General features: G+C 56.6%; 26 protein-coding genes and 1 tRNA gene. 19 read left to right on the top strand and 8 right to left on the bottom strand.

Features of this window, described 5'->3' with window-relative positions; translation table 11 throughout:
* Nucleotides 1-3 precede the first annotated feature (3 nt).
* The 4 genes from OQ248_RS00580 to OQ248_RS00565 are packed head-to-tail and all read left to right on the top strand — an operon-like array spanning nucleotide 4 to nucleotide 3,441.
* The gene (locus tag OQ248_RS00580) at nucleotides 4-1,023 is read left to right on the top strand and encodes a LacI family DNA-binding transcriptional regulator (protein WP_265811766.1); all 1,020 of its coding nucleotides are present in this window, start codon (nucleotides 4-6) and stop codon (nucleotides 1,021-1,023) included.
* A 24-nt stretch (nucleotides 1,024-1,047) separates the two neighbouring features.
* On the top strand, nucleotides 1,048-1,965 hold the full coding sequence (gene rbsK, locus OQ248_RS00575; RefSeq protein WP_265811765.1) for a ribokinase: 918 nt from the start codon (nucleotides 1,048-1,050) through the stop codon (nucleotides 1,963-1,965).
* Complete coding sequence (gene rbsD, locus OQ248_RS00570) at nucleotides 1,962-2,366, top strand: D-ribose pyranase (RefSeq protein WP_119427435.1); 405 nt, start codon at nucleotides 1,962-1,964, stop codon at nucleotides 2,364-2,366. The genes rbsK and rbsD overlap by 4 nt, the downstream gene beginning before the upstream one ends.
* Nucleotides 2,367-2,412: 46 nt before the next feature.
* On the top strand, nucleotides 2,413-3,441 hold the full coding sequence (locus tag OQ248_RS00565) for a nucleoside hydrolase (protein ID WP_085732500.1): 1,029 nt from the start codon (nucleotides 2,413-2,415) through the stop codon (nucleotides 3,439-3,441).
* A gap of 36 nt (nucleotides 3,442-3,477) precedes the next feature.
* On the opposite strand, the gene OQ248_RS00560 is transcribed toward OQ248_RS00565, so the two are convergent.
* Nucleotides 3,478-3,690, bottom strand: coding sequence for a hypothetical protein (locus OQ248_RS00560; protein ID WP_085712027.1), 213 nt, complete (start codon nucleotides 3,688-3,690; stop codon nucleotides 3,478-3,480).
* A gap of 132 nt (nucleotides 3,691-3,822) precedes the next feature.
* Between OQ248_RS00560 and OQ248_RS00555 the strand changes: the two genes are divergently transcribed.
* A complete protein-coding gene (locus tag OQ248_RS00555) occupies nucleotides 3,823-4,128 on the top strand; it encodes a hypothetical protein (protein ID WP_119427434.1) in 306 nt (101 codons plus the stop codon).
* Nucleotides 4,129-4,293: 165 nt separating this feature from the next.
* Nucleotides 4,294-4,611: an I78 family peptidase inhibitor gene (locus OQ248_RS00550; protein WP_265811764.1), complete on the top strand. Its 318-nt coding sequence runs from the start codon at nucleotides 4,294-4,296 to the stop codon at nucleotides 4,609-4,611.
* A 72-nt stretch (nucleotides 4,612-4,683) separates the two neighbouring features.
* Here OQ248_RS00550 and OQ248_RS00545 read toward each other — a convergent pair whose 3' ends face one another.
* Both OQ248_RS00545 and OQ248_RS00540 read right to left on the bottom strand, forming a co-directional pair.
* Nucleotides 4,684-4,896, bottom strand: a complete 213-nt coding sequence (locus OQ248_RS00545; RefSeq protein ID WP_003179963.1) for a cold-shock protein — start codon at nucleotides 4,894-4,896, stop codon at nucleotides 4,684-4,686.
* 292 nt (nucleotides 4,897-5,188) lie between these two features.
* On the bottom strand, nucleotides 5,189-5,488 hold the full coding sequence (locus OQ248_RS00540; RefSeq protein ID WP_085712030.1) for a hypothetical protein: 300 nt from the start codon (nucleotides 5,486-5,488) through the stop codon (nucleotides 5,189-5,191).
* A 371-nt stretch (nucleotides 5,489-5,859) separates the two neighbouring features.
* On the opposite strand from OQ248_RS00540, the gene thrS reads away from it, so the two are divergent.
* The 10 genes from thrS to OQ248_RS00490 all read left to right on the top strand — a co-directional run bounded on the left by thrS (nucleotide 5,860) and on the right by OQ248_RS00490 (nucleotide 13,919).
* The gene (gene thrS / locus OQ248_RS00535; RefSeq protein ID WP_265811763.1) at nucleotides 5,860-7,782 is read left to right on the top strand and encodes a threonine--tRNA ligase; all 1,923 of its coding nucleotides are present in this window, start codon (nucleotides 5,860-5,862) and stop codon (nucleotides 7,780-7,782) included.
* Complete coding sequence (gene infC / locus OQ248_RS00530; protein WP_170929631.1) at nucleotides 7,782-8,333, top strand: translation initiation factor IF-3; 552 nt, start codon at nucleotides 7,782-7,784, stop codon at nucleotides 8,331-8,333. The genes thrS and infC overlap by 1 nt, the downstream gene beginning before the upstream one ends.
* Before the next feature lie 60 nt (nucleotides 8,334-8,393).
* Entirely contained in the window at nucleotides 8,394-8,588 is a 195-nt protein-coding gene (rpmI, locus tag OQ248_RS00525) for a 50S ribosomal protein L35 (RefSeq protein WP_002553160.1), read from the top strand.
* Nucleotides 8,589-8,618: 30 nt separating this feature from the next.
* A complete protein-coding gene (gene rplT, locus OQ248_RS00520; protein WP_007913489.1) occupies nucleotides 8,619-8,975 on the top strand; it encodes a 50S ribosomal protein L20 in 357 nt (118 codons plus the stop codon).
* Nucleotides 8,976-9,084: 109 nt separating this feature from the next.
* Nucleotides 9,085-10,101: a phenylalanine--tRNA ligase subunit alpha gene (pheS, locus tag OQ248_RS00515; protein ID WP_085712031.1), complete on the top strand. Its 1,017-nt coding sequence runs from the start codon at nucleotides 9,085-9,087 to the stop codon at nucleotides 10,099-10,101.
* Nucleotides 10,102-10,127: 26 nt separating this feature from the next.
* The gene (gene pheT, locus OQ248_RS00510; RefSeq protein WP_119427432.1) at nucleotides 10,128-12,506 is read left to right on the top strand and encodes a phenylalanine--tRNA ligase subunit beta; all 2,379 of its coding nucleotides are present in this window, start codon (nucleotides 10,128-10,130) and stop codon (nucleotides 12,504-12,506) included.
* Between the two features lie 3 nt (nucleotides 12,507-12,509).
* Nucleotides 12,510-12,812 carry an integration host factor subunit alpha gene (gene ihfA / locus OQ248_RS00505; protein WP_002553164.1) on the top strand — a complete coding sequence of 101 codons (303 nt, stop codon included), beginning with the start codon at nucleotides 12,510-12,512 and terminating at the stop codon, nucleotides 12,810-12,812.
* Nucleotides 12,793-13,149: a MerR family transcriptional regulator gene (locus OQ248_RS00500; RefSeq protein ID WP_003179985.1), complete on the top strand. Its 357-nt coding sequence runs from the start codon at nucleotides 12,793-12,795 to the stop codon at nucleotides 13,147-13,149. Before ihfA ends, OQ248_RS00500 begins: the two co-directional genes overlap by 20 nt.
* Nucleotides 13,150-13,238: 89 nt before the next feature.
* A tRNA-Pro gene (locus OQ248_RS00495) sits at nucleotides 13,239-13,315 on the top strand.
* Between the two features lie 253 nt (nucleotides 13,316-13,568).
* Nucleotides 13,569-13,919 (top strand): hypothetical protein, encoded by a 351-nt coding sequence (locus OQ248_RS00490; protein WP_265811762.1) that lies wholly within the window; start codon nucleotides 13,569-13,571, stop codon nucleotides 13,917-13,919.
* A gap of 119 nt (nucleotides 13,920-14,038) precedes the next feature.
* On the opposite strand, the gene OQ248_RS00485 is transcribed toward OQ248_RS00490, so the two are convergent.
* Nucleotides 14,039-15,139 carry an acyltransferase gene (locus tag OQ248_RS00485; RefSeq protein ID WP_265811761.1) on the bottom strand — a complete coding sequence of 367 codons (1,101 nt, stop codon included), beginning with the start codon at nucleotides 15,137-15,139 and terminating at the stop codon, nucleotides 14,039-14,041.
* 198 nt (nucleotides 15,140-15,337) lie between these two features.
* Entirely contained in the window at nucleotides 15,338-15,634 is a 297-nt protein-coding gene (locus OQ248_RS00480) for a hypothetical protein (RefSeq protein ID WP_147406991.1), read from the bottom strand.
* Between the two features lie 229 nt (nucleotides 15,635-15,863).
* Here OQ248_RS00480 and OQ248_RS00475 point away from each other — a divergent pair, with 229 nt between their 5' ends.
* Nucleotides 15,864-16,193 (top strand): hypothetical protein, encoded by a 330-nt coding sequence (locus tag OQ248_RS00475; protein WP_265811760.1) that lies wholly within the window; start codon nucleotides 15,864-15,866, stop codon nucleotides 16,191-16,193.
* Between the two features lie 56 nt (nucleotides 16,194-16,249).
* On the opposite strand, the gene OQ248_RS00470 is transcribed toward OQ248_RS00475, so the two are convergent.
* The 3 genes from OQ248_RS00470 to OQ248_RS00460 form a co-directional block, all read right to left on the bottom strand.
* On the bottom strand, nucleotides 16,250-16,663 hold the full coding sequence (locus OQ248_RS00470) for a VOC family protein (protein WP_119427427.1): 414 nt from the start codon (nucleotides 16,661-16,663) through the stop codon (nucleotides 16,250-16,252).
* 151 nt (nucleotides 16,664-16,814) lie between these two features.
* Nucleotides 16,815-17,759, bottom strand: coding sequence for an alpha/beta fold hydrolase (locus OQ248_RS00465; RefSeq protein ID WP_085712041.1), 945 nt, complete (start codon nucleotides 17,757-17,759; stop codon nucleotides 16,815-16,817).
* A gap of 112 nt (nucleotides 17,760-17,871) precedes the next feature.
* Nucleotides 17,872-18,870, bottom strand: coding sequence for an NAD(P)H-quinone oxidoreductase (locus OQ248_RS00460; RefSeq protein ID WP_265811759.1), 999 nt, complete (start codon nucleotides 18,868-18,870; stop codon nucleotides 17,872-17,874).
* A 134-nt stretch (nucleotides 18,871-19,004) separates the two neighbouring features.
* Between OQ248_RS00460 and OQ248_RS00455 the strand changes: the two genes are divergently transcribed.
* Nucleotides 19,005-19,880, top strand: a complete 876-nt coding sequence (locus OQ248_RS00455) for a LysR family transcriptional regulator (protein WP_265811758.1) — start codon at nucleotides 19,005-19,007, stop codon at nucleotides 19,878-19,880.
* A 174-nt stretch (nucleotides 19,881-20,054) separates the two neighbouring features.
* The gene (locus OQ248_RS00450) at nucleotides 20,055-20,849 is read left to right on the top strand and encodes a hypothetical protein (RefSeq protein WP_265811757.1); all 795 of its coding nucleotides are present in this window, start codon (nucleotides 20,055-20,057) and stop codon (nucleotides 20,847-20,849) included.
* Nucleotides 20,850-20,851 lie beyond the last annotated feature (2 nt).

The following is a 20,851-nucleotide window of genomic DNA, read 5'->3' as shown; positions in this document are numbered from 1 at the left end:
GACATGGCGACAATCAAGGATGTGGCGGCGCTTGCGGGAATTTCCTACACGACCGTCTCCCATGTTGTGAACAACACCCGGCCAGTGAGCCAGGAAGTGCGGCTGAAAGTCGAGGCGGCGATCAAGAGCCTCGACTATGTGCCGAGCGCCGTCGCCCGATCGCTGAAGGCCAAGACCACTGCCACCATCGGCTTGCTGGTGCCCAACAGTCTTAACCCGTACTTTGCCGAACTGGCCCGGGGGATCGAGGATTATTGTGAGCGTAATGGCTACTGCGTAATTCTCTGCAACTCCGACGACAATCCGGAAAAGCAGCGCAGCTACCTTCGGGTGCTGCTGGAGAAACGCATCGATGGCTTGATCGTCGCCTCCGCCGGCGGTGACAGTGGTCTGGTGCAAGGTCTGGCCGGGGTCAAGACGCCGATGGTCATCGTTGACCGGGGGCTGGAAGGTGTGGACGCCGATCTTGTGCGCATCGACCATGAATATGGCGCCTATCTGGCAACGAGGCACCTGATCGAGCTCGGCCATCGCGATATCGCCACGATTGGCGGTCCGGCGAGCACCAGTGTTGCGCAAATGCGTCAGGCCGGATTTTGCCGCGCCTTGAAAGAGGCAGGTATTGAAGTGCCGTCATCGCGGATGCTGGAAAGCGATTTCACCAGCACTGGCGGTTACAACGCGGCCGCAGTTTTGCTTGAGGGCAACCCCCCCAGTGCAATCTTTGCCGGCAACGACATGATCGGCATCGGTGTGCTGCGCGCCGCCGCCGAGCGCAATGTGCGCGTACCTGCGCAGTTGTCGGTGATCGGCTTCGACGATATCCAGATGAGCCGTTACGTGTACCCGGCGCTGACCACTGTGGGGCAGTCGATCCTGCAGTTGGGCGAGATGGCAGCGGAAGTGTTGCTGCGGAGAATTGCCACCCCGGATCTGGCTACGGATCAGCGGATCGTGACCCCGAGTATTGTCCTGCGAGAGTCGACTGCGCCGCTGGCTGGCGTGTTTACCGAATATCGTTGAAACCGAATTGATGAGTAGTGATGTATGCCTGCAAATGTAGTGGTAATAGGCAGTCTGAACATGGACCTGGTCACCCGGGCACCTCGTTTGCCTCGGGGTGGCGAGACACTGATCGGACATTCGTTCGCCACTGTGTCAGGTGGCAAGGGTGCCAACCAGGCGGTGGCCGCCGCGCGGCTGGGCGCTCAGGTGTCGATGGTTGGCTCTGTTGGCAATGATGACTATGGCGTGCAATTGCGCGAGGCATTGCTGGCCGAGCAGATCGATTGCCAGGCGGTCAGCGTGGTCGAGGACTCCAGTGGCGTAGCGCTGATTGTGGTCGATGACAACAGTCAGAACGCTATCGTCATCGTTGCCGGAGCCAACGGTTCGATGACGCCTGCGGTGATCGACCAGTTCGATGCGGTCTTGCAGGCCGCGGATGTGATCATTTGTCAGCTGGAAATTCCCGATGCCACCGTCGGTCATGCGCTCAAGCGCGGTCGTGAACTGGGCAAGACGGTCATCCTGAATCCGGCCCCGGCCAGTCGTCCTTTGCCTGCGGACTGGTTTGCTTCCATCGACTACCTGATTCCCAATGAAAGCGAGGCTGCCGCCCTCAGCGGCTTGCCGGTGGACTCGCTGGAAAGCGCTGAAAAAGCAGCTGCACGACTGATTTCCATGGGCGCCGGCAACGTGATCGTCACGCTGGGTGCTCAGGGGGCGTTGTTCGCCAACGGCTCGGGTTACCAGCACTTTCCTGCGCCCAAAGTGAAAGCGGTCGATACCACGGCTGCCGGGGACACCTTCGTCGGCGGTTTCGCGGCGGCGTTGGCCGCTGGCAAAACCGAGGTCGAGGCCGTTCGTTTTGGTCAGATAGCCGCGGCGCTGTCTGTTACTCGTGCGGGTGCCCAGCCGTCCATTCCCACATCATCCGACGTACAGGCGTTCAAACCCGCATGAAAAAGACCCCATTGCTCAATATCGCCCTGTCTCGGCTGATTGCCTCTCTTGGTCATGGCGACATCGTCGTGATCGGTGATGCCGGCTTGCCTGTGCCACCGGGTGTCGAGTTGATCGACCTCGCGCTGACCCACGGTGTTCCGGATTTCGTCAGCACCCTGAAGATCGTGCTCAGCGAAATGCAGGTGGAAAGTCATGTGCTCGCCCAGGAAATCTTCGACAAGCTACCCACTGCACTGGCTTCGCTGGATGCATTGAATGAAGAAGGTGCGCTGGGGCGGCGCGATCTGCTCAGTCATGAGCAATTCAAGGCTCTCAGCCGACAGGCGCGAGCGATTGTCCGTACAGGCGAATGTCAGCCGTACTGCAACATCGTGCTGGTGGCCGGGGTAACGTTTTAACGGGGCTCAGTCCCTTTACTGATTTCAAATGCACAAGGAATGCGCCATGCACCGCTATGCTCAAAAAATTCACCAACTGATCCGGAGCCTGCTGCTTTTGTCCGTGATAACCGCGACCGGCGCCCAGGCGGCGGAAAAGATCGATCTGATCATCGATACCGATCCGGGTGCCGATGATGTGGTGGCCCTGTTGTTTGCTCTGGCATCGCCGGAGGAGCTGAACATTCGTGCGCTGACCACCGTGGCTGGCAACGTGCGTCTCGACAAGACATCACGCAATGCGCGACTGGCCCGCGAGTGGGCCGGGCGTGAAGAGGTGCCGGTTTACGCCGGCGCACCGAAGCCGTTGATGCGCACACCGATCTACGCCGAGAACATCCATGGCAAGGAAGGCCTGTCGGGTGTCACCGTGCATGAGCCGAAAAAAGGCCTGGCTGAAGGCAATGCGGTCAACTACCTGATCGACACCCTGAAAAAAGCCAAGCCGCACAGCATCACCATTGCCATGCTGGGTCCACAAACCAACCTGGCATTGGCGCTGATCCAGGAGCCGGAGATCGTTCAGGGCATCAAGGAAGTGGTCATCATGGGTGGCGCGCACTTCAACGGTGGCAACATCACGCCAGTGGCCGAATTCAACTTGTACGCCGATCCGCAAGCGGCTGAAGTCGTGCTCAAGAGCGGCGTGAAGCTGACTTACCTGCCGCTGGATGTAACCCACAAGATTCTCACCAGCGATGCACGCCTGAAACAGATCGCGGCGCTGAACAACAACGCGAGCAAGATTGTCGGCGATATCCTCAACGAGTACATCAAGGGCGATATGGAGCACTACGGCATTCCGGGTGGTCCGGTGCATGACGCCACGGTCGTGGCTTACCTGCTCAAACCAGAACTGTTCACCGGCCGTTCGGTGAACGTGGTGGTTGATAGCCGTGAAGGTCCGACCTTCGGGCAGACCATCGTCGACTGGTATGACGGCCTGAAAGCCCCGAAAAATGCCTTCTGGGTGGAAAATGGTGATGCTCAGGGCTTCTTCGATCTGTTGACCGAGCGCCTGAAGCGTCTGAAGTAAGCAACAGGCCCGCAGGTGCCAGCCTGCGGGCCTTTATTATTCTTTCTCGATGTCCGATGTGCCCTTGAAGTCATCCGGATACTTCTCGAACAGCTGGGCAATAAATGATTGCGCGGCTTGTGTTCCCAGTGTCTTGACCAGCAGGTCGATGCTGATCAAGGCCAATTCCTCCGGGCTGCCCGGACTGTAAGAGCTATGGCCTTGCGGCCAGTGGGCCTTGATGTCGGCTGAGATGCTTACGGTCGTCATGATGGGCTCGGAAGGTTACGGGACTGGAGTCTTGAGTTAACCATTTTGTCCGGTTTTTGGCACTGCGACTTAGGCATGAGTGCAGGGCTATGCGACACTTGGTCGTCTTCGAAATGACCAAGGACCTGAGCTGTGCAGATCGATTTGAATTCCCCCGGCGGCCTGACGCTGGACGCCGTGCGTCTGATGCTGGCTTCGGCCAGTGACGATGAGCACACCCAGTTACGCGTGACCAAGGGCGGTATTGCGTATATCTCTTCGGGTGTCACGGGTGGCCAGGATATCGAAGGCTTGTCGTTTCGCCTGGAGACCTGGGCCAAGGGCTCGGGTTATGTGGGCAACGTTGCGGCCAGTGACGAGGTCTGGGTGATGCAGATCTTCAATGCGCTCAAGGACAACTGGCCGAATCCGCCCTTTGACTACATTGATGTCTACTGAGCACTGGTCATATTCAGTGACGATTGTATGAAGAAGGATCGGGCGTTGCTGAGGCAAACTCGCCGTTTTTCTGATCGTGGGGCAGGGGAGTGGCGCAGGTCATGAAACCAAACGCTGTATTGGCGGTCGCACGATGTTCGCTCAACTATTGAAAAAGGAGGCTTCATGCCTTGGAAGCTCGCGTCACTGGGTACTCTGATGGCAGTTGCCATGCTGGCTGGCTGCACTAGCACGTCCAGCGAGTCGCAGAAGGATCCCGTGGCAACCGAAACCGGTCACAGTCGTTGCGAGGCAACCGCTGCTGAGTTCACCGTCGGTAAAAAGGCTTCGCCGGAATTGCTGGAGCAGGCGCGCAAAAAGGCCGGCGCGCAGAATGCCCGGTTCCTCAAGCCTGACGACATGATCACCCTTGAGTACCGGTCTGATCGGCTGAACCTCAATACCGACAACAATCTGGTGGTTACCCGGGCCAGCTGTGGCTGAGTTGTACAGACTTTTGTCACGCGCATAAAAAACCCCGTCACATGGACGGGGTTTTTTTAGTGCGCCGGGAAATTACTCTGGGCGAACTTGTGCAGCTTGCATACCCTTTTGGCCTTTCTCAGCCACGAAGGAAACGGTCTGGCCTTCTTTCAGGCTTTTGAAACCGTCGGATTCGATAGCTTTGAAGTGTACGAACAGGTCGTCACCGCCACCTTGAGGAGTGATGAAGCCGAAGCCTTTTTCATCGTTGAACCATTTAACGGTGCCGGTTTGGCGATTAGACATGGTGTATCTCCAAGAAACATATATTTTCAGTAGTACTGTGCTGCTCAGGCCAACTGGGCACACCGGGGTATCATAGTCGAAATGTTCGCTTTGGTAGCCCCCCGGACGTGCTGTTTGCTTTCATATTGCAGACGCTTCGACAGTTTGAATGTCTGTAACCCCCGGTTTCAGAGGCTTTCAGCCAATTCGACGGGGTGTAAAAAAAGCTATAAAACCTGCATAAAATATCGGATTCAGGGGCATTCTGGCCGTTTTTTGCTCGCTGAATGCCCGTAAATCCTCTCGACAGGGTCTATTTCTGCACTCGGCAAACCGAGATTTCCTTCAGCGCGCGCTGACCCAGCTCACCGCTCGGCGGGGTGTTCTTGTCCATCAGCTGAGAGATTTCCTGTGTGGTGAATTTCTTCTCCAGGACATCAGCGCCACAGGTGCAGTGTTGTTTGGCTACCGTCGGGTTGACGCTTTGGCTGGCCGCTTTTGTGCAGTCGTTCATGTATTGCTCTTTGACGCCTTTCGGCCAGGCAGCCTGCGCGCTCAGCGGCAACAGCAGAACTAAAGGGACGACTGCGGCGAATAGGGTGTTCAGACGCATGCGAGGATGCTCCTTGTGGGTCGATGTCTTGTTATCTGATGGCTGAGTGGCCGATCAAGTTCATCACTCTGGCACAAAACAGACGATTTGCCTGCCGGTAAAACCAGAGTGCGTGTGTGACCGTTCATCTGTGCTAGCATGGCCGACTCGGGCGTTCGCAGGCTCCGGATGACCTACAGTCCCGGCAGCGGCGACGTGCGAATACTCTGATTTGAATCCCAGTCACTCTGGTTCGGTTTTCCGGTTGGCCGCAAGGCTCCTGCCGCTGTAAGGCAGGCGTTCGTCATTGAATGGCCTGGATCGGATCTTGTACTGGCTCATCCCAACCCACGTGACCTTTGGTAGGGGTCACCACTAGGAGAGGAGGCGCCATGCCAACTATTACTCTTCCCGACGGCAGTCAACGTTCATTCGATCACCCGGTTTCCGTAGCCGAGGTCGCCGCATCCATCGGTGCAGGCCTGGCCAAGGCCACCCTGGCCGGCAAGGTGAACGGCAAGCTGGTCGACGCCAGCGACATCATCGACAGCGACGCAACGCTGCAAATCATCACGCCAAAGGATGAAGAGGGGCTGGAGATCATTCGCCACTCTTGCGCCCACCTGGTTGGCCACGCGGTCAAGCAGTTGTACCCGACGGCCAAAATGGTCATCGGTCCGGTCATTGACGAAGGCTTCTATTACGACATCGCCTTCGAGCGTCCTTTCACTCCGGAAGATATGGCCGCCATCGAACAGCGCATGCAGCAGCTGATCGATACCGAATACGACGTCATCAAGAAAGTCACTCCGCGCGCCGAAGTGATCGAAGTGTTCAAGGCCCGTGGCGAAGACTACAAGCTGCGCCTGGTCGAGGACATGCCGAACGAGCAGGCCATGGGCCTGTACTATCACGAAGAATATGTCGACATGTGCCGCGGTCCGCACGTGCCGAACACTCGCTTCCTGAAATCCTTCAAGTTGACCAAGCTGTCCGGCGCCTACTGGCGCGGTGATGCCAAGAACGAGCAATTGCAGCGCGTTTACGGCACCGCATGGGCTGACAAGAAGCAGCTGGCAGCGTACATCCAGCGAATCGAAGAAGCTGAAAAGCGCGATCACCGCAAGATCGGCAAGCGTCTGGGCCTGTTCCACACCCAGGAAGAAGCGCCGGGCATGGTGTTCTGGCACCCGAATGGCTGGACTCTGTACCAGGTACTCGAGCAGTACATGCGCAAGGTGCAGCGTGACAACGGCTATCTCGAGATCAAGACGCCGCAAGTCGTTGATCGTAGCCTGTGGGAAAAGTCCGGGCACTGGGCCAACTACGCCGACAACATGTTCACCACCGAGTCGGAAAGCCGCGACTACGCGATCAAGCCGATGAACTGCCCTTGCCACGTGCAAGTGTTCAATCAGGGCCTGAAGAGCTACCGCGAGTTGCCGATGCGTCTGGCCGAGTTCGGTGCCTGCCACCGTAACGAGCCGTCGGGTGCGCTGCACGGCATCATGCGCGTGCGTGCATTCACTCAGGACGACGCCCACATTTTCTGCACCGAAGAGCAGATGCAGGCCGAATCCGCTGCGTTCATCAAGCTGACCATGGATGTTTACCGCGACTTCGGTTTCACCGACGTCGAAATGAAACTGTCCACTCGTCCGGAAAAACGCGTTGGTTCCGACGAGCTGTGGGATCGCGCCGAAGCGGCCTTGGCCGCGGCCCTTGATAGCGCGGACCTTCCGTACGACCTGCAGCCGGGTGAGGGCGCTTTCTATGGTCCGAAGATTGAATTCTCGCTGAAAGATTGCCTCGGTCGCGTGTGGCAATGTGGTACTTTGCAGCTCGATTTCAACCTGCCAGTGCGTCTCGGTGCCGAATACGTCTCCGAAGACAACAGCCGCAAGCATCCGGTCATGTTGCACCGTGCGATTCTCGGTTCGTTCGAGCGTTTCGTCGGGATTCTGATCGAGCACTACGAAGGTGCATTCCCTGCGTGGCTGGCGCCAACCCAGGCAGTGATCATGAATATCACTGATAAACAGGCAGATTTTGTTGCTCAGGTCGAAAAAACTCTCAACGAAAGCGGGTTTCGTGCCAAGTCTGACTTGAGAAATGAAAAGATCGGCTTTAAAATCCGCGAGCATACTTTGCTCAAGGTTCCATATCTCTTGGTTATTGGGGATAAGGAAGTCGAGATGCAGACTGTCGCTGTGCGTACTCGTGAAGGTGCTGACCTGGGCTCGATGCCCGTCGCCCAGTTCGCTGAGTTTCTCGCGCAAGCGGTTTCCCGGCGTGGTCGCCCAGATTCGGAGTAATTATTATTAAGCGTGAAATGAGACAAGATAAACGAACTGCACCGAAAGCCCCGATCAACGAGAATATCTCGGCACGCGAGGTTCGGTTAATTGGCGCTGACGGCGAGCAGATTGGCATCGTCTCGATTGATGAAGCGCTTCGTATCGCTGAAGAAGCAAAGCTTGATCTGGTAGAAATCTCTGCAGACGCAGTCCCACCGGTTTGCCGTGTGATGGACTACGGCAAATCGATCTTCGAAAAGAAGAAGCAGATTGCTGCGGCGAAGAAGAACCAGAAGCAGATTCAGGTAAAAGAAATCAAGTTTCGTCCAGGGACGGAGGAAGGGGATTACCAGGTAAAACTGCGCAACCTGGTACGTTTCCTGAGTGACGGGGACAGGGCCAAGGTATCCTTGCGATTCCGCGGCCGTGAGATGGCCCACCAGGAGCTGGGGATGGAACTCCTCAAGCGGGTTGAACAAGACCTGCTTGAGTACGGTTCGGTCGAACAGCATCCTAAGATGGAAGGACGCCAGCTGATCATGGTCATCGCCCCGAAAAAGAAGAAGTAATCAACAGGGCACGGCAGGCCTTCTGATTATGTTTATCAACTGAATGCGGAGTATCCGAACATGCCAAAGATGAAAACCAAAAGTGGTGCTGCTAAGCGGTTTCTGAAAACTGCTAACGGTATCAAGCACAAGCACGCTTTCAAGAGCCACATCCTGACCAAAATGTCGACCAAGCGTAAGCGTCAACTGCGCGGTAGCAGCTTGCTGCATCCGTCTGACGTGGCAAAAGTCGAGCGCATGCTGCGCCTTCGTTAATTTTTGGATCAAGAATAGAGGAAGTAACTCATGGCTCGTGTAAAGCGTGGCGTCATTGCCCGTAAACGTCACAAAAAAATTCTGAAACTTGCTAAAGGCTACTACGGCGCTCGCTCGCGCGTATTCCGTGTTGCCAAGCAAGCGGTAATCAAGGCAGGCCAATACGCCTACCGTGACCGTCGTCAGAAAAAACGTCAGTTCCGCGCTCTGTGGATCGCTCGTATCAACGCCGGTGCTCGTGTTAACGGTCTGTCCTACAGCCGTTTCATCGCTGGCCTGAAAAAAGCGTCCATCGAGATCGACCGTAAGGTTCTGGCTGATCTGGCAGTGAACGAAAAAGCGGTGTTTGCCGCGATTGTCGAGAAAGCTAAAGCCACCTTGGCTTAAGTACCCCCGACAGTCACCCGGCCTCACCTCTGTGGGGTCAGGTGGTAAACGTCATAAATAGGGGAAGAGCCTTCAAGCTCTTCCCCTATTTTGTATCTGGAGTCTGTACATGGAAAACCTGGATGCGCTGGTCTCTCAAGCACTAGAGGCTGTGCAAAGCGCTGAAGATATCAATGCCCTGGAGCAAATCCGGGTTCAATACCTTGGCAAAAAGGGTGAATTGACTCAGGTGATGAAGACCCTGGGGAATTTGCCGGCAGAGGAGCGTCCACAAGTTGGCGCCCTGATCAACGTTGCCAAGGAACGTGTCACAGGCGTTCTCAATGCGCGCATGGCTCTGTTTGAAGAGGCCGAACTGGCTGCCAAACTGTCCGCCGAATCCATTGACGTAACCCTGCCGGGCCGTGGCCAGACCTCCGGTGGTCTGCATCCGGTAACCCGGACTCTGGAACGTATCGAGCAGTTCTTCACCCGCATCGGCTACGGCATTGCCGAAGGCCCTGAGGTCGAAGACGATTATCACAACTTCGAGGCGCTCAACATCCCAGGCCATCACCCGGCCCGGTCGATGCACGACACCTTCTATTTCAATGCGAACATGCTGTTGCGCACCCATACCTCGCCGGTACAGGTCCGCACCATGGAATCGCAGCAGCCGCCGATCCGCATCGTCTGTCCAGGCCGTGTGTATCGCAGCGACTCCGATATCACTCACTCGCCGATGTTCCATCAGGTCGAAGGCCTGCTGGTCGATCGCGACATCAACTTCGCCGACCTGAAAGGGACTATCGAAGAGTTCCTGCGGGTGTTCTTCGAAAAAGAACTGGCGGTACGTTTCCGTCCTTCCTACTTCCCGTTCACCGAGCCATCCGCTGAAGTCGACATGGAATGCGTGATGTGCAGCGGTAAAGGCTGCCGTGTCTGCAAGCAGACGGGGTGGCTGGAAGTGATGGGCTGCGGCATGGTTCACCCGAATGTGCTGCGCATGTCCGGCATCGATCCGGAAGAGTTCTCGGGCTTTGCCTTCGGCATGGGCGTCGAGCGTCTGGCCATGCTGCGTTACGGCGTGAACGACTTGCGTCTGTTCTTCGACAACGACTTGCGGTTCCTCGCGCAATTTCGCTAGTCGTAACGAATTCTTAGGAGAGCAGGATGAAATTCAGTGAACAATGGCTGCGTGGCTGGGTCAGCCCGCAGGTAAATCGCGACGAGCTGGTTGCTCGTCTGTCGATGGCCGGTCTTGAGGTCGATAGCGTAACGCCGGCTGCCGGTGCATTCAGTGGTGTAGTGGTGGGCGAGGTTCTGAGTACCGAGCAACACCCTGACGCCGACAAGTTGCGTGTGTGCCAGGTGAGCAATGGTGCAGAAACCTTCCAGGTCGTGTGCGGTGCGCCAAATGTGCGTCCGGGCCTGAAGATTCCGTTCGCCATGATCGGTGCCGAGCTGCCGGGCGACTTCAAGATCAAGAAAGCCAAGCTGCGTGGCGTCGAGTCCAACGGCATGCTGTGCTCGCAATCCGAGCTGCAGGTCGGTGAAGGCAATGACGGTCTGATGGAGCTGCCTGCCGATGCGCCGGTGGGCGAAGATTTCCGTGTTTATCTGGATCTGGAAGACGCCAGCATCGAGGTCGACCTGACCCCGAACCGCGGCGACTGCCTGTCCCTGGCCGGTCTGGCTCGTGAAGTGGGTGCGTTGTACGACGCTCCGGTCACTCGTCCGGTGGTGATGACTGTTCCTGCGGTGCACGACGAAGTGCGCTCGGTTGAAGTGCTGGCGCCTGCTGCGTGCCCGCGTTATCTGGGTCGTGTCATCCGCAACGTTGACCTGTCCAAGCCTACGCCGCTGTGGATGGTCGAGCGCCTGCGTCGTGCCGAAGTGCGCAGCATTGACGCCGCTGTCGATATCACCAACTACGTGATGCTTGAGCTGGGCCAACCGCTGCACGCTTTCGACCTCGCTGAAATCAATGGCGGCATTCGTGTGCGCATGGCGGAAGAGGGCGAGAAGCTCGTTCTGCTCGACGGCCAGGAAGTCAGCCTGCGTAGCGATACGCTGGTGATCGCCGACCACACTCGCGCTCTGGCCATTGCCGGCGTGATGGGTGGCGAGCACAGTGGTGTATCCGCGACCACTCGCGACGTGTTCCTTGAAAGTGCATTCTTCGACCAGATCGCTGTGGCGGGCAAGGCTCGTTCCTATGGTCTGCACACTGATGCTTCGCACCGCTATGAGCGTGGCGTGGACTGGCAACTGGCCCGTGAAGCCATGGAGCGCGCCACTGGTCTGCTGCTGGAAATCACCGGTGGCGAAGCCGGCCCGATCATCGAGACCGTCAGCGAGCAGCACTTGCCGTCGATCGCGCCGATCACTCTGCGCGCTCAGCGCATCACCCAGATGCTGGGCATGGAGATGGATTCGGCCGAAGTCGAGCGTCTGCTCAACGCTTTGGGCCTGAAAGTTTCCGCCGAGGGAGCAGGGCAGTGGCGCGTAGAAGTGCCAAGCCATCGCTTCGATATCAGCCTGGAAGTCGATCTGATCGAAGAGTTGGCGCGTCTGTACGGTTACAACCGTCTGCCGGTTCGTTACCCGCAAGCTCGTCTGGCGCCGCAAGCCAAGGCTGAAGCGCGGAGCGATCTGCCGGAGCTGCGTCGTCTGTTGGTCGCTCGTGGTTATCAGGAAGCGATCACCTATAGCTTCATCGATCCAAAGCAATTCGAACTGTTCAATCCAGGTGTCGAGCCGCTGCTGCTGGCGAACCCGATCTCCAATGATATGGCCGCCATGCGTTCGTCGCTGTGGCCAGGTCTGGTCAAGGCGCTGCAGCACAACCTGAATCGTCAGCAGGATCGCGTCCGTCTGTTCGAGAGCGGTCTGCGCTTCGTCGGTCAGCTGGAAGGCCTGAAGCAAGAGCCGATGCTGGCCGGTGTTGTCTGCGGTGGCCGCCTGCCGGAAGGCTGGGCGCAAGGTCGCGATACCGTCGACTTCTTTGACGTCAAGGCTGACGTTGAGGCAGTGCTGGGGTTCGCCGGCGCACTGGATCAGTTCACCTTCGCACCGGGCAAGCATCCTGCGCTGCATCCGGGGCAAACCGCACGCATCGAGCGGGAAGGGCGTGAAGTCGGCTTTATCGGTGCGATTCACCCTGAATTGTCGAAATCCTTGGGTCTCGACCGTCCGGTCTTCGTTTTCGAGCTGGTTCTGGCTGAAGTAGCGTTGGGCAAAATGCCTAAATTCCACGAGTTGTCGCGCTTTCCTGAAGTGCGTCGTGACCTGGCACTGATTGCGCACAAAGACGTTGCAGCCTCGGCTGTACTGGACGTAATCCGTGAAAATGCAGGCGAATGGCTGACAGACCTCAGGCTATTTGACGTGTATCAGGGTAAAGGTATTGATCCTGATAGAAAAAGCCTTGCAGTCGGCTTGACCTGGCAGCATCCATCGCGCACTCTTAATGACGATGAGGTGAATTCGACGACGCAAAATATCCTCACCTCGCTCGAACAAAGGTTGAACGCCACGTTAAGGAAGTGACGTATGGGGGCTTTGACGAAAGCTGAGATGGCGGAACGTCTGTATGAAGAGCTGGGCCTGAACAAGCGGGAAGCCAAGGAATTGGTCGAACTGTTTTTCGAGGAAATCAGGCACGCTCTTGAAGACAACGAGCAGGTCAAATTGTCGGGTTTCGGCAATTTCGACCTTCGGGACAAACGCCAGCGGCCTGGCCGCAACCCGAAAACGGGGGAAGAAATCCCGATCACGGCTCGCCGTGTGGTCACCTTTCGTCCAGGGCAGAAGTTGAAGGCCCGAGTTGAGGCTTATGCTGGAACCAAGTCATAACGACGAACTACCCGTCATCCCGGGCAAACGCTACTTCACCATTGGTGAAGTCAGCGAGCTGTGTGCGGTAAAACCGCACGTGCTGCGCTACTGGGAGCAGGAGTTTCCTCAGCTCAACCCCGTCAAACGCCGCGGAAACCGCCGGTATTATCAGCGCCAGGACGTGCTGATGATCCGGCAGATCCGCGCGCTCCTTTACGATCAGGGGTTCACCATCGGTGGCGCGCGTCTGCGCCTGTCCGGTGATGAGGCCAAAGACGATACAACCCAATACAAGCAAATGATCCGCCAGATGATCGCCGAGCTCGAAGATGTTCTGGTGGTACTCAAGAAATAATTTCCTGCTTTTAAATACTTCCAGTTTTCAAAAGCTTGCGATATATTCTTGAGCGCTCCTTGAGATGAGGAGCGAGTTTCACGCCTAGTCGGGGCGTAGCGCAGTCCGGTAGCGCACTAGCATGGGGTGCTAGGGGTCGAGTGTTCGAATCACTCCGTCCCGACCATAATTTCTGATTGAAATCAGACACTTAAGCCGATCAGCTAGATCGGCTTTTTTGTGCCTGCGCAAAACACCCCGGCAGTCTGGGGTCTTGGGATGTTGTCGCGTCGAGTGTTCTCAACGCTATCCCGGGCCGATGTGATTTTTGATTTGCTGCCCAGTGTCGATTGTTAGCGTTCACTCAAGGATTCATCGAGTTCGGCCGATAGTGTTCGGTCTTGGCTTGCACGCCAAATACTCGAAACCTGGAGTTGGAAATGTTTCTACAAAAAGCCTGCAACGGCATTGCCATCGCGATCATTGCCTCGGTGTACTCCCTTGCAGCTCATGCCACCAGCGGTGCTCTCCAAGAGCATCAGACCGCTGTCCTGGCTGTTGCAACCACGCAGGCATGCGCAAAAAAACACCCGGATGCCGGCATTTCCCTGGAAAGGTTTCTGGAACAAGAAAAAGACAATTTGACTGAGCCCATGACCAATCACATTCGAGAGGTTGCGGATAAGCCAATGTACGCATCGGAGGTGAAGAGTTCGGTCGAGTTTTTCAACTCTCCCGGTGGGGAAAACTTGCTGGAAAGCCTCTGCAAAGGCATGGTCATAACGAAGTAGCGCCCAGCAGGGAAGCGCTCGAATCAATACTTTGCCCTGCTGAGCTCATGAACCAGCTCGATTGGGCCCCCGCTTTCATGTGGCTGGCCCAGTCAGTAAGTCTGGCTTGGTCTTACGGATTAATTCGTCGAATCCGCCAGGGCTTTTTCCACAGAAGTCTTTCTGGAGCGAACAAGTTTCAGTGTTTTCTTTCCGAGCTCAAGCCCGTATTTCTCGACGCTGATATGTAGCAGATAGCACATGATCACAAGTATCGTGAATATTTGCAGGCTTTGGGGTACGGCTACGATTCCAATCTTTGCGACGACTATTTGTATGTAGTCCCACATCCACTTATGGAACAAGTAAATGGCATAAGTGAGATTGGATGCAATGCCGATGATCGGGCCGTACTGCATGCGGTCTCTCAGCACCCAGCCGACGCCAAAGATCACGAGAGCAAAAATGCCATAGTTGCTGTTCATCCAGGCAGGATGATTTTTGGAAATCATGAAGAAGAACAGTACGAGCATGGATAAGCTAGCAAAGACACACAGGTTTCGTATGTCTTTGTTCATTTCATACAAGTAGAAGCAAGCACCAACAAGAAGGAACACGCCGTAGGTACTCAGATACCCATGGGAGAACTCGGTGGTCACAGGGAATGGGGGGGCAAGAAACATGACCATGGCAGTCGTAAAGAAAGCCGCCACAGCCGTTTTGGGCTTCTCCAGAATTGCGAAATGTCGCAGCAGTGCCATGTAGAAATAGAAGCAAACCTCGACCCTGAGCGTCCATTCAACGCCTGTCAGGGCAAGTGGTGTGCCGAAGAAATCACCCATCAGTAACAATCTGGGTATCAGAGTGCCGATTCCAGGTAGTGCGACGCCATCAACGATTCTGGCAAGCAATGTTTCCACAATGACCGCGAAGATATACAGGGGATAAATTCTGAATATCCGCTTTACCATAAACTCGCTGGTTGTTTCGTTCTGCAAGACATGGGTAATGATGTATCCCGATGTCAGGAAAAAAACAATTACACCTGCCGCGCCACCATAGCAAAGCGGTAAGAGTGCCTCGGCGAAGTATCTGAGGGTGATGTGCAGGCTTTGGTTCTGGGATATGAACTCAAGCTTGTCGTAAAGTTTGTGACCGACAAGTACGCTGATAAACGCAAATATCCGCATGTAATCTAAAAATACGATGCGGTCTTTAGTTTTCTGATGCGTGGGGTTCACTGTGCGCTCAATCTTTTGTCAGGCAAACAGCGATTGTACCTGAACCATGCGATTTTTGAATGAGTGAGGAGCAGCGATTATCGCAGCCCTTGGCAGCGTAATGCCCGGCATTAGTGCACCAGGGAGGCTTCGGTCTTCCGTCGTCAGACTGAGTCGACAGGAGAGGGAGAGCCTTCTCCGGGAGCGCGCAACAGTTGCTCAGTCCAGGACGGACTCGATCCTTTTCGATACAGGATGATCGTCAAAGAAATGGGGCCTGATTTCTTGAAGGGTTTTCTCAAGAAGTTTGACTCTGCGCTCTGTTTCCTTGAGCCGATTGAACAGTGCCTCGACTTCGAAACGTCTTTGCCTTGCCAGGCGACCTTTCAAAACCATCTCATGTCTTTGCGCATGGACTGGCGCAACCAAGGGCTGAGCATCGGGGGCATTCGATTGAGCGACGACAATTTCAGGGACGGTCAAGGTGTTCCAGGTTTTTTTAACTTGTGACGGCATCCTGCTGTCTCCACGGTGGCTGTTCAGAAATATTATTATTCGATACTGCAGCTGGCGGCGGGTTCACCTTTGTCGAATCCGCGATGACAAGGTAGCTCACAAATGCTGCAAAGGGATTGCACCGTCTTGAAGCTTTAGGCCAAATCTGACGAAAGGCGGCAAATTGCTGGCCCTCGTCACGTGAATTCATAGTCAAAATCGCCTTTTTTCAAAAGGTTAGGCTGGCCCTATGCGGACGACTGTCATCACCGTTGCAACGCTTTCCCTGGCTCTCTTCGCACTGGGTGCTCAAGCGAGGGAACTGAGCAAGAGCCATCGTTTTGCTTGTACCTGGGGTTCTGACATCGCGGCCGGCGCGCAGCAATCGAAGCTGTCGGGGATTTCCCTTTATGGCGCCCGCAAGCGCTTGCAGGTGCGCAAGTTTCAGCAGCCGTGGATGCGCATGACCGCGATGGGCATCACGGAGCAAACCTACAACAGTACCTCGCGTCTCAAGCCCGCAGCCGTCAAGCAGACCTATTACGAACAGTGCGTGAGACATGAACTGGCTCAGCGATAAACAAAAAGCCCGACCTGAAGAGGTCGGGCTTTTTCATGTCTGGTGCAATGGCTGCTTCACTTGTCGCTTTCGCAATTGACCATCCACGACACGCCAAAACGATCCACCAGCATGCCGAAACGCGCGGCCCAGAACGTGGCCTCCAGTGGCATGTCGACTCGTCCGTCCTTGGCCAGGGCGTTGAATACTCTTTCAGCCTCGGCGACGGTGTCGACGTTCAGGGAAACAGAGCAACCGCTCATGCCTTGGGTCGGGCGGTCGGGCGTAGTGTCTGAAGCCATGATCATCTGGTCACCCACCTTCAGGCAGGTATGAATGATCAGGTTGTGGTGCTCTTTCGGCACGTGCTCGGCGGCAGGCGTTTCGCCGAACGTCATCATCGCCTCGAGCTTGCCTTGAAGGCATTGTTCGTAAAACGTGAAGGCGGCACGGCAGTCGCCGTTGAAGATCAGGTACGGGTTGATTTTCATGGTGGAGCTCCCGAACAGGCAGTGAAACGCAGCGCGGCCGGGTGTGCCGAGGCTGCGTCATGGATTGACTCCATCCAGCAAAGCCTTGGATCGAAGGAATGCCAGTCAGTGTGGCAATTATTTACGTCGGGATGACCAATGGTCTCTGTCTTCAAGAGTCGCGCGCGCCTTGCAATAACGTTGCGCCTGCGACGCGTGCGGCAGGTTTGGTTTGCATCAAGGCATCTATCGCCTTGCGATAGTTTTGTCCGCCCAATGCCATGCTGTTGTTGTGCGTCCCACCGGGCACCAACAGCAATCGCTTGGGTTGGCTGGCGGCCGCGAACAGTTGTTCGCTGAAGCGTGATGGCACAAACGCATCGGCCAGACCGTGCACCACCAGCAACGGCATATGGATGTCGGCAATCTTGTCGATGGAGTCGAATTTCTGCGACAACAACCAGCGAACGGGCAGGGACGTATTGGCCACCGCCGCAGCGACGTCGGCCAGTGACGTGAAGGTGGACTCGATGACCAGACCCCGGACCGGCAGCGGCGTATGGTTTCTGGCGGCGTCCCGGCCCAGTTCGGCGGCGAGGTCGATGGCGACGGCACCACCGAGGGAATGACCATAGATCAGGCGTTTGCCGGGGTCGGGTTGAAGTTGCTGGAAGCGTTCCCAGGCTACCCGTGCATCCTCATAAACAGTGCTTTCTGACGGCAAGTCACCATGACTCTGGCCAAAACCACGGTAATCGATGGCCAGTACCGAATAACCCGCCGCGCGCAGCTGTTCGATGCGGAACAGTTGCCCGGTCAGATTCCAGCGTACGCCATGCAGGTAAAGGATGGCGGGGGCATTGGCCCGTTCCGCCGGCCACCACCAGGCATGAATGTTCTGCCCGGCCTTGAAGCTTTTGGGCTTCAGATCCAGTTCCTGAACGCTGCCGGGCAAGCCGTGATACCAGCCGGCTGTGCCCGGTTCGATGCGAAACAGCAGTTTGCGTTCGGTGTGCTCCAGTACGGCGCAACTCGTCGGCAGGCCGATGATCAGGGCGGCCATGCAAGCGAACGCCAGTCGACGGCGTCGGAGTCGGGTCATGAAGGCAAGGAACATGGGCGGTTTCACCACAGCACGGACAAAGAAGGCTTTTTACCAGATGCCTTGATCCCCGCGTGACAATTTCGACCGTCGCCCGCCAGCAATCTTTACAAAACGATGCTGTGACTCATGCCACGTCCAGCACGATTTTACCGATGTGATCGCCCGCCTCCATGTGTGCGTGGGCCCGGGCCGCGTCGGTGAGCGGGTAAACCTTGTCGATGATCGGCAGGCAACGCCCGGCGGCCAATACCGGCCAGACATGCTCGCGTAATTGATCGGCGATGGCAGCCTTTTCCGCAGATGTGCGTGCGCGCAACAAGGAACCGGTGACCACGGCCCGTTTGCCGAGAATGGTCAGCAGGTCGACATCGTTGGCACGGGCACCGCCGAGGAAACCCAACATCACCACGCGGCCATCCATTGCCAGGGCACTGAGGTTGGCATTCAGATACGAGCCGCCCATGATGTCGAGGATCACATTGACGCCCTGGCCGTTGGTTTTCTCGGCGATCACGGCAGCGAAGTCCTGCTCGCGATAGTTGATCGGCTCACCGCCCAATGCACGGATAGCCTCACATTTGTCGGCACTGCCGGCGGTGGCGAAGGCTTCGATGCCGAACTCGCGGCACAGCATCAGTGCGGTAGTTCCGATGCCACTGGTGCCACCGTGAATCAACACACGTTGGCCACGGCTGGCACCACCGAGACCGAACAGATTGGCCCATACCGTGAAAAAGGTTTCGGGGATCGCCGCGGCCTTGACCCAATCCATTCCGTCGGGGATCGGCAGAGTCTGGCCCGCCGGAACGGTGCAGTATTCGGCATAACCACCACCATTGGTCAGCGCGCAAACCCTGTCGCCCACGGCAAAAGTGCTGACACCAGCACCCAGCGCCACCACTTCTCCAGCCACTTCCAGGCCGGGAATCGGGTTCATGCCGGGTCTCATCGGGTATTTGCCCGCGCGCTGCAAGGCGTCCGGCCGGTTGATGCCGGCAGCGTGCACGCGGATCAGCAACTCGCCCTGCGTGACGACCGGCAGCGGGACACGACGTGGTTGCAGGACGTCGGGAGCACCAGGTTCGGTTATTTCGATTCGGGTCATTTCGGTGGGCAAGGTCATGTCGGTTCCTGTCGTGCTTTGGGGCGTTTGGCCCCGTGAAAGGTTCATGACGTCCAGCATATCGGCTATCGTGGCTGCATAAATGCAGCGATTTTTCTTGCTGGTGATGCGATTTTGCATCGTGAGAGGACAGCATGAACTGGGATGATGCACGGGTGTTTCTGGCGGTCTGCCGAGAGTCGACATTACGCGGTGCTGCGCGAGTATTGAGGGTAGACCAGGCCACGGTCGGGCGGCGTATTGCGGCACTGGAAAAGTCGCTGAATGCCACGTTGTTTCTGCGGACTTCCGAGGGGTATGCACTGACTGCAATGGGCGAAGCCGCCCTCAAGGCAGTCGAGAAAATGGAGCATTCGGCGCTGGAGCTGGAGCGGCAGATCCAGGGCCTGGATGATCGCCTGACCGGAAACGTGCGGGTCAGCACCACCGATTCGCTGGCCATCGACTTCCTGATCCCGGCCATCGCGCGTTTGCATGAGCATCACCCTGATGTGCGCGTGCAACTGGACGCTTCCACGCAGATGCTCAACCTGGCCAAGCGCGAGGCTGACATTGCCGTACGCAACGCCCGACCGGAAAACCCTGACCTGATCGCCCGGCGCCTGGCGCGCTGGCCAGTGGGGTTGTTCGCATCCCGGGCCTATGTGGATGTCCATGGCGTGCCAACGCCAGGCACCGCGTTCGAGGGCCACGATCTGGTGGTGTACCAACCGTACCTGCAAGGCAACAAGGAGATCACCCTGGCAGGCGAGCCTGTGAATCGCGGGCGTATTGTCGCAAGCCTGAACTCCAGCCTGTTGATACGACGCTCGATTGCGGCCGGTCTCGGTGTAGGAGAAATTCCGATATACATGGGAGAACGCGATGGCCTGGTCAGGCTCTGGCCGGGGCGTACGCGACTGCTTCCCTATGAGGTGTGGCTGGTGACCCATGCGGATTTGCGCCATACGGCGCGGGTGAGGGCGGTGATCGAGCAGATTGTCGAGGCGTTTGCGCTGGAAAATGAATAGCTCATTCAGACTGTGTAGGACGGCTACGTAACCCGGCGACATTGCCTACATCCGCGCCAGAATCCGCTGTCTTGTCAGTTTTTTGCCCGAGTTCTATCGTTTCTCAAACCTTGGGCGAGCAGGCAAAGCACTCCAGGGTCATCAATCAGGGAAGTATTGATAAACGTCAGAGGTGTGGAGTTGATTGCAAGGGAATTCAGCCAATTTCAAACAGGTGGCATGGTCGGGCAAACGGACAGTGCGGAATCTATGAACTACATAACGCGAGACGAATTCAGCGCCAGAATCGAAATCATCGAGACCAGAATCGATGCGCGGATCGAATCGATGTCCGCGAAAATCGATGGGTTTCTCATCGAGCAGGCCGAGCGAGACAGGGCACGGCTCGAGCACGAGTGCATTCAGGAAAATGTGCGGCTGGAGCGAAAAAAGTCTTGGCAAGAGGATTGGCGGAAGGACGAGAAGGCTCGACAAGAGGAGTGGCTGAAGGAAGAGAAGGTTCGGCAAGAAGATTGGCTGAAGCGAGAGGAGGCTCAGGAAGAAGTGCGTCTGGCCAGAGAGCGGCATCTGGAGGAGATTCGGCAGGAGAGGGAAAAAGCTCGACTGGAAAGAGAAGAAGAATCCAGGAAAGCATGGCAGGAGCGCGAGAAGTCACAGGAGAAACTCCGTCTGGAGCAAGAAAAGGCTCACCTTGAGCGTGATGCACGTTATGCGTCCATGGCGGCTCGCTCGGACCGGGCTATGGAGCGGTTAGACGAGTCAATGAGAATGGTCTCGACAATCAAGGCAAACTACTGGGCGGCGACGACCGTTCATTTTCTGGGGATGGTTGCCATTCTTGTAGGCTCCTACTACGCGAATCAGTCAAATGTGCTTGTGACGATGCAGACCACCCTGGCAATGGTCCAGTCGGTGAAGGAGGCTGGAAATCCCGCACCGGCAGTTTCTACGACCTTGTCCGCAGAATGAAA

This window comes from Pseudomonas sp. COW5, from assembly GCF_026240005.1.
Taxonomy (GTDB): Bacteria; Pseudomonadota; Gammaproteobacteria; order Pseudomonadales; family Pseudomonadaceae; genus Aquipseudomonas; species Aquipseudomonas kribbensis.
Note: the sequence above shows the minus strand (reverse complement) of the source record. Positions and strands in the feature narration are given on the sequence as shown.

Excerpts from the sequence above, each read along its gene's own strand:
- OQ248_RS00465 (WP_085712041.1), bottom strand. The coding sequence starts at position 17,759 with ATGTTCCTTGCCTTCATGACCCGACTCCGACGCCGTCGACTGGCGTTC.
- OQ248_RS00490 (WP_265811762.1), top strand. The coding sequence starts at position 13,569 with ATGTTTCTACAAAAAGCCTGCAACGGCATTGCCATCGCGATCATTGCC.
- OQ248_RS00470 (WP_119427427.1), bottom strand. The coding sequence starts at position 16,663 with ATGAAAATCAACCCGTACCTGATCTTCAACGGCGACTGCCGTGCCGCC.
- rbsD (WP_119427435.1), top strand. The coding sequence starts at position 1,962 with ATGAAAAAGACCCCATTGCTCAATATCGCCCTGTCTCGGCTGATTGCC.
- OQ248_RS00480 (WP_147406991.1), bottom strand. The coding sequence starts at position 15,634 with ATGCCGTCACAAGTTAAAAAAACCTGGAACACCTTGACCGTCCCTGAA.
- OQ248_RS00460 (WP_265811759.1), bottom strand. The coding sequence starts at position 18,870 with ATGACCTTGCCCACCGAAATGACCCGAATCGAAATAACCGAACCTGGT.
- rbsK (WP_265811765.1), top strand. The coding sequence starts at position 1,048 with ATGCCTGCAAATGTAGTGGTAATAGGCAGTCTGAACATGGACCTGGTC.
- OQ248_RS00545 (WP_003179963.1), bottom strand. The coding sequence starts at position 4,896 with ATGTCTAATCGCCAAACCGGCACCGTTAAATGGTTCAACGATGAAAAA.
- OQ248_RS00540 (WP_085712030.1), bottom strand. The coding sequence starts at position 5,488 with ATGCGTCTGAACACCCTATTCGCCGCAGTCGTCCCTTTAGTTCTGCTG.
- pheS (WP_085712031.1), top strand. The coding sequence starts at position 9,085 with ATGGAAAACCTGGATGCGCTGGTCTCTCAAGCACTAGAGGCTGTGCAA.
- OQ248_RS00500 (WP_003179985.1), top strand. The coding sequence starts at position 12,793 with ATGCTGGAACCAAGTCATAACGACGAACTACCCGTCATCCCGGGCAAA.
- OQ248_RS00560 (WP_085712027.1), bottom strand. The coding sequence starts at position 3,690 with ATGACGACCGTAAGCATCTCAGCCGACATCAAGGCCCACTGGCCGCAA.
- thrS (WP_265811763.1), top strand. The coding sequence starts at position 5,860 with ATGCCAACTATTACTCTTCCCGACGGCAGTCAACGTTCATTCGATCAC.
- pheT (WP_119427432.1), top strand. The coding sequence starts at position 10,128 with ATGAAATTCAGTGAACAATGGCTGCGTGGCTGGGTCAGCCCGCAGGTA.
- OQ248_RS00475 (WP_265811760.1), top strand. The coding sequence starts at position 15,864 with ATGCGGACGACTGTCATCACCGTTGCAACGCTTTCCCTGGCTCTCTTC.
- OQ248_RS00565 (WP_085732500.1), top strand. The coding sequence starts at position 2,413 with ATGCACCGCTATGCTCAAAAAATTCACCAACTGATCCGGAGCCTGCTG.
- OQ248_RS00550 (WP_265811764.1), top strand. The coding sequence starts at position 4,294 with ATGCCTTGGAAGCTCGCGTCACTGGGTACTCTGATGGCAGTTGCCATG.
- rplT (WP_007913489.1), top strand. The coding sequence starts at position 8,619 with ATGGCTCGTGTAAAGCGTGGCGTCATTGCCCGTAAACGTCACAAAAAA.
- OQ248_RS00455 (WP_265811758.1), top strand. The coding sequence starts at position 19,005 with ATGAACTGGGATGATGCACGGGTGTTTCTGGCGGTCTGCCGAGAGTCG.
- ihfA (WP_002553164.1), top strand. The coding sequence starts at position 12,510 with ATGGGGGCTTTGACGAAAGCTGAGATGGCGGAACGTCTGTATGAAGAG.
- rpmI (WP_002553160.1), top strand. The coding sequence starts at position 8,394 with ATGCCAAAGATGAAAACCAAAAGTGGTGCTGCTAAGCGGTTTCTGAAA.
- OQ248_RS00580 (WP_265811766.1), top strand. The coding sequence starts at position 4 with ATGGCGACAATCAAGGATGTGGCGGCGCTTGCGGGAATTTCCTACACG.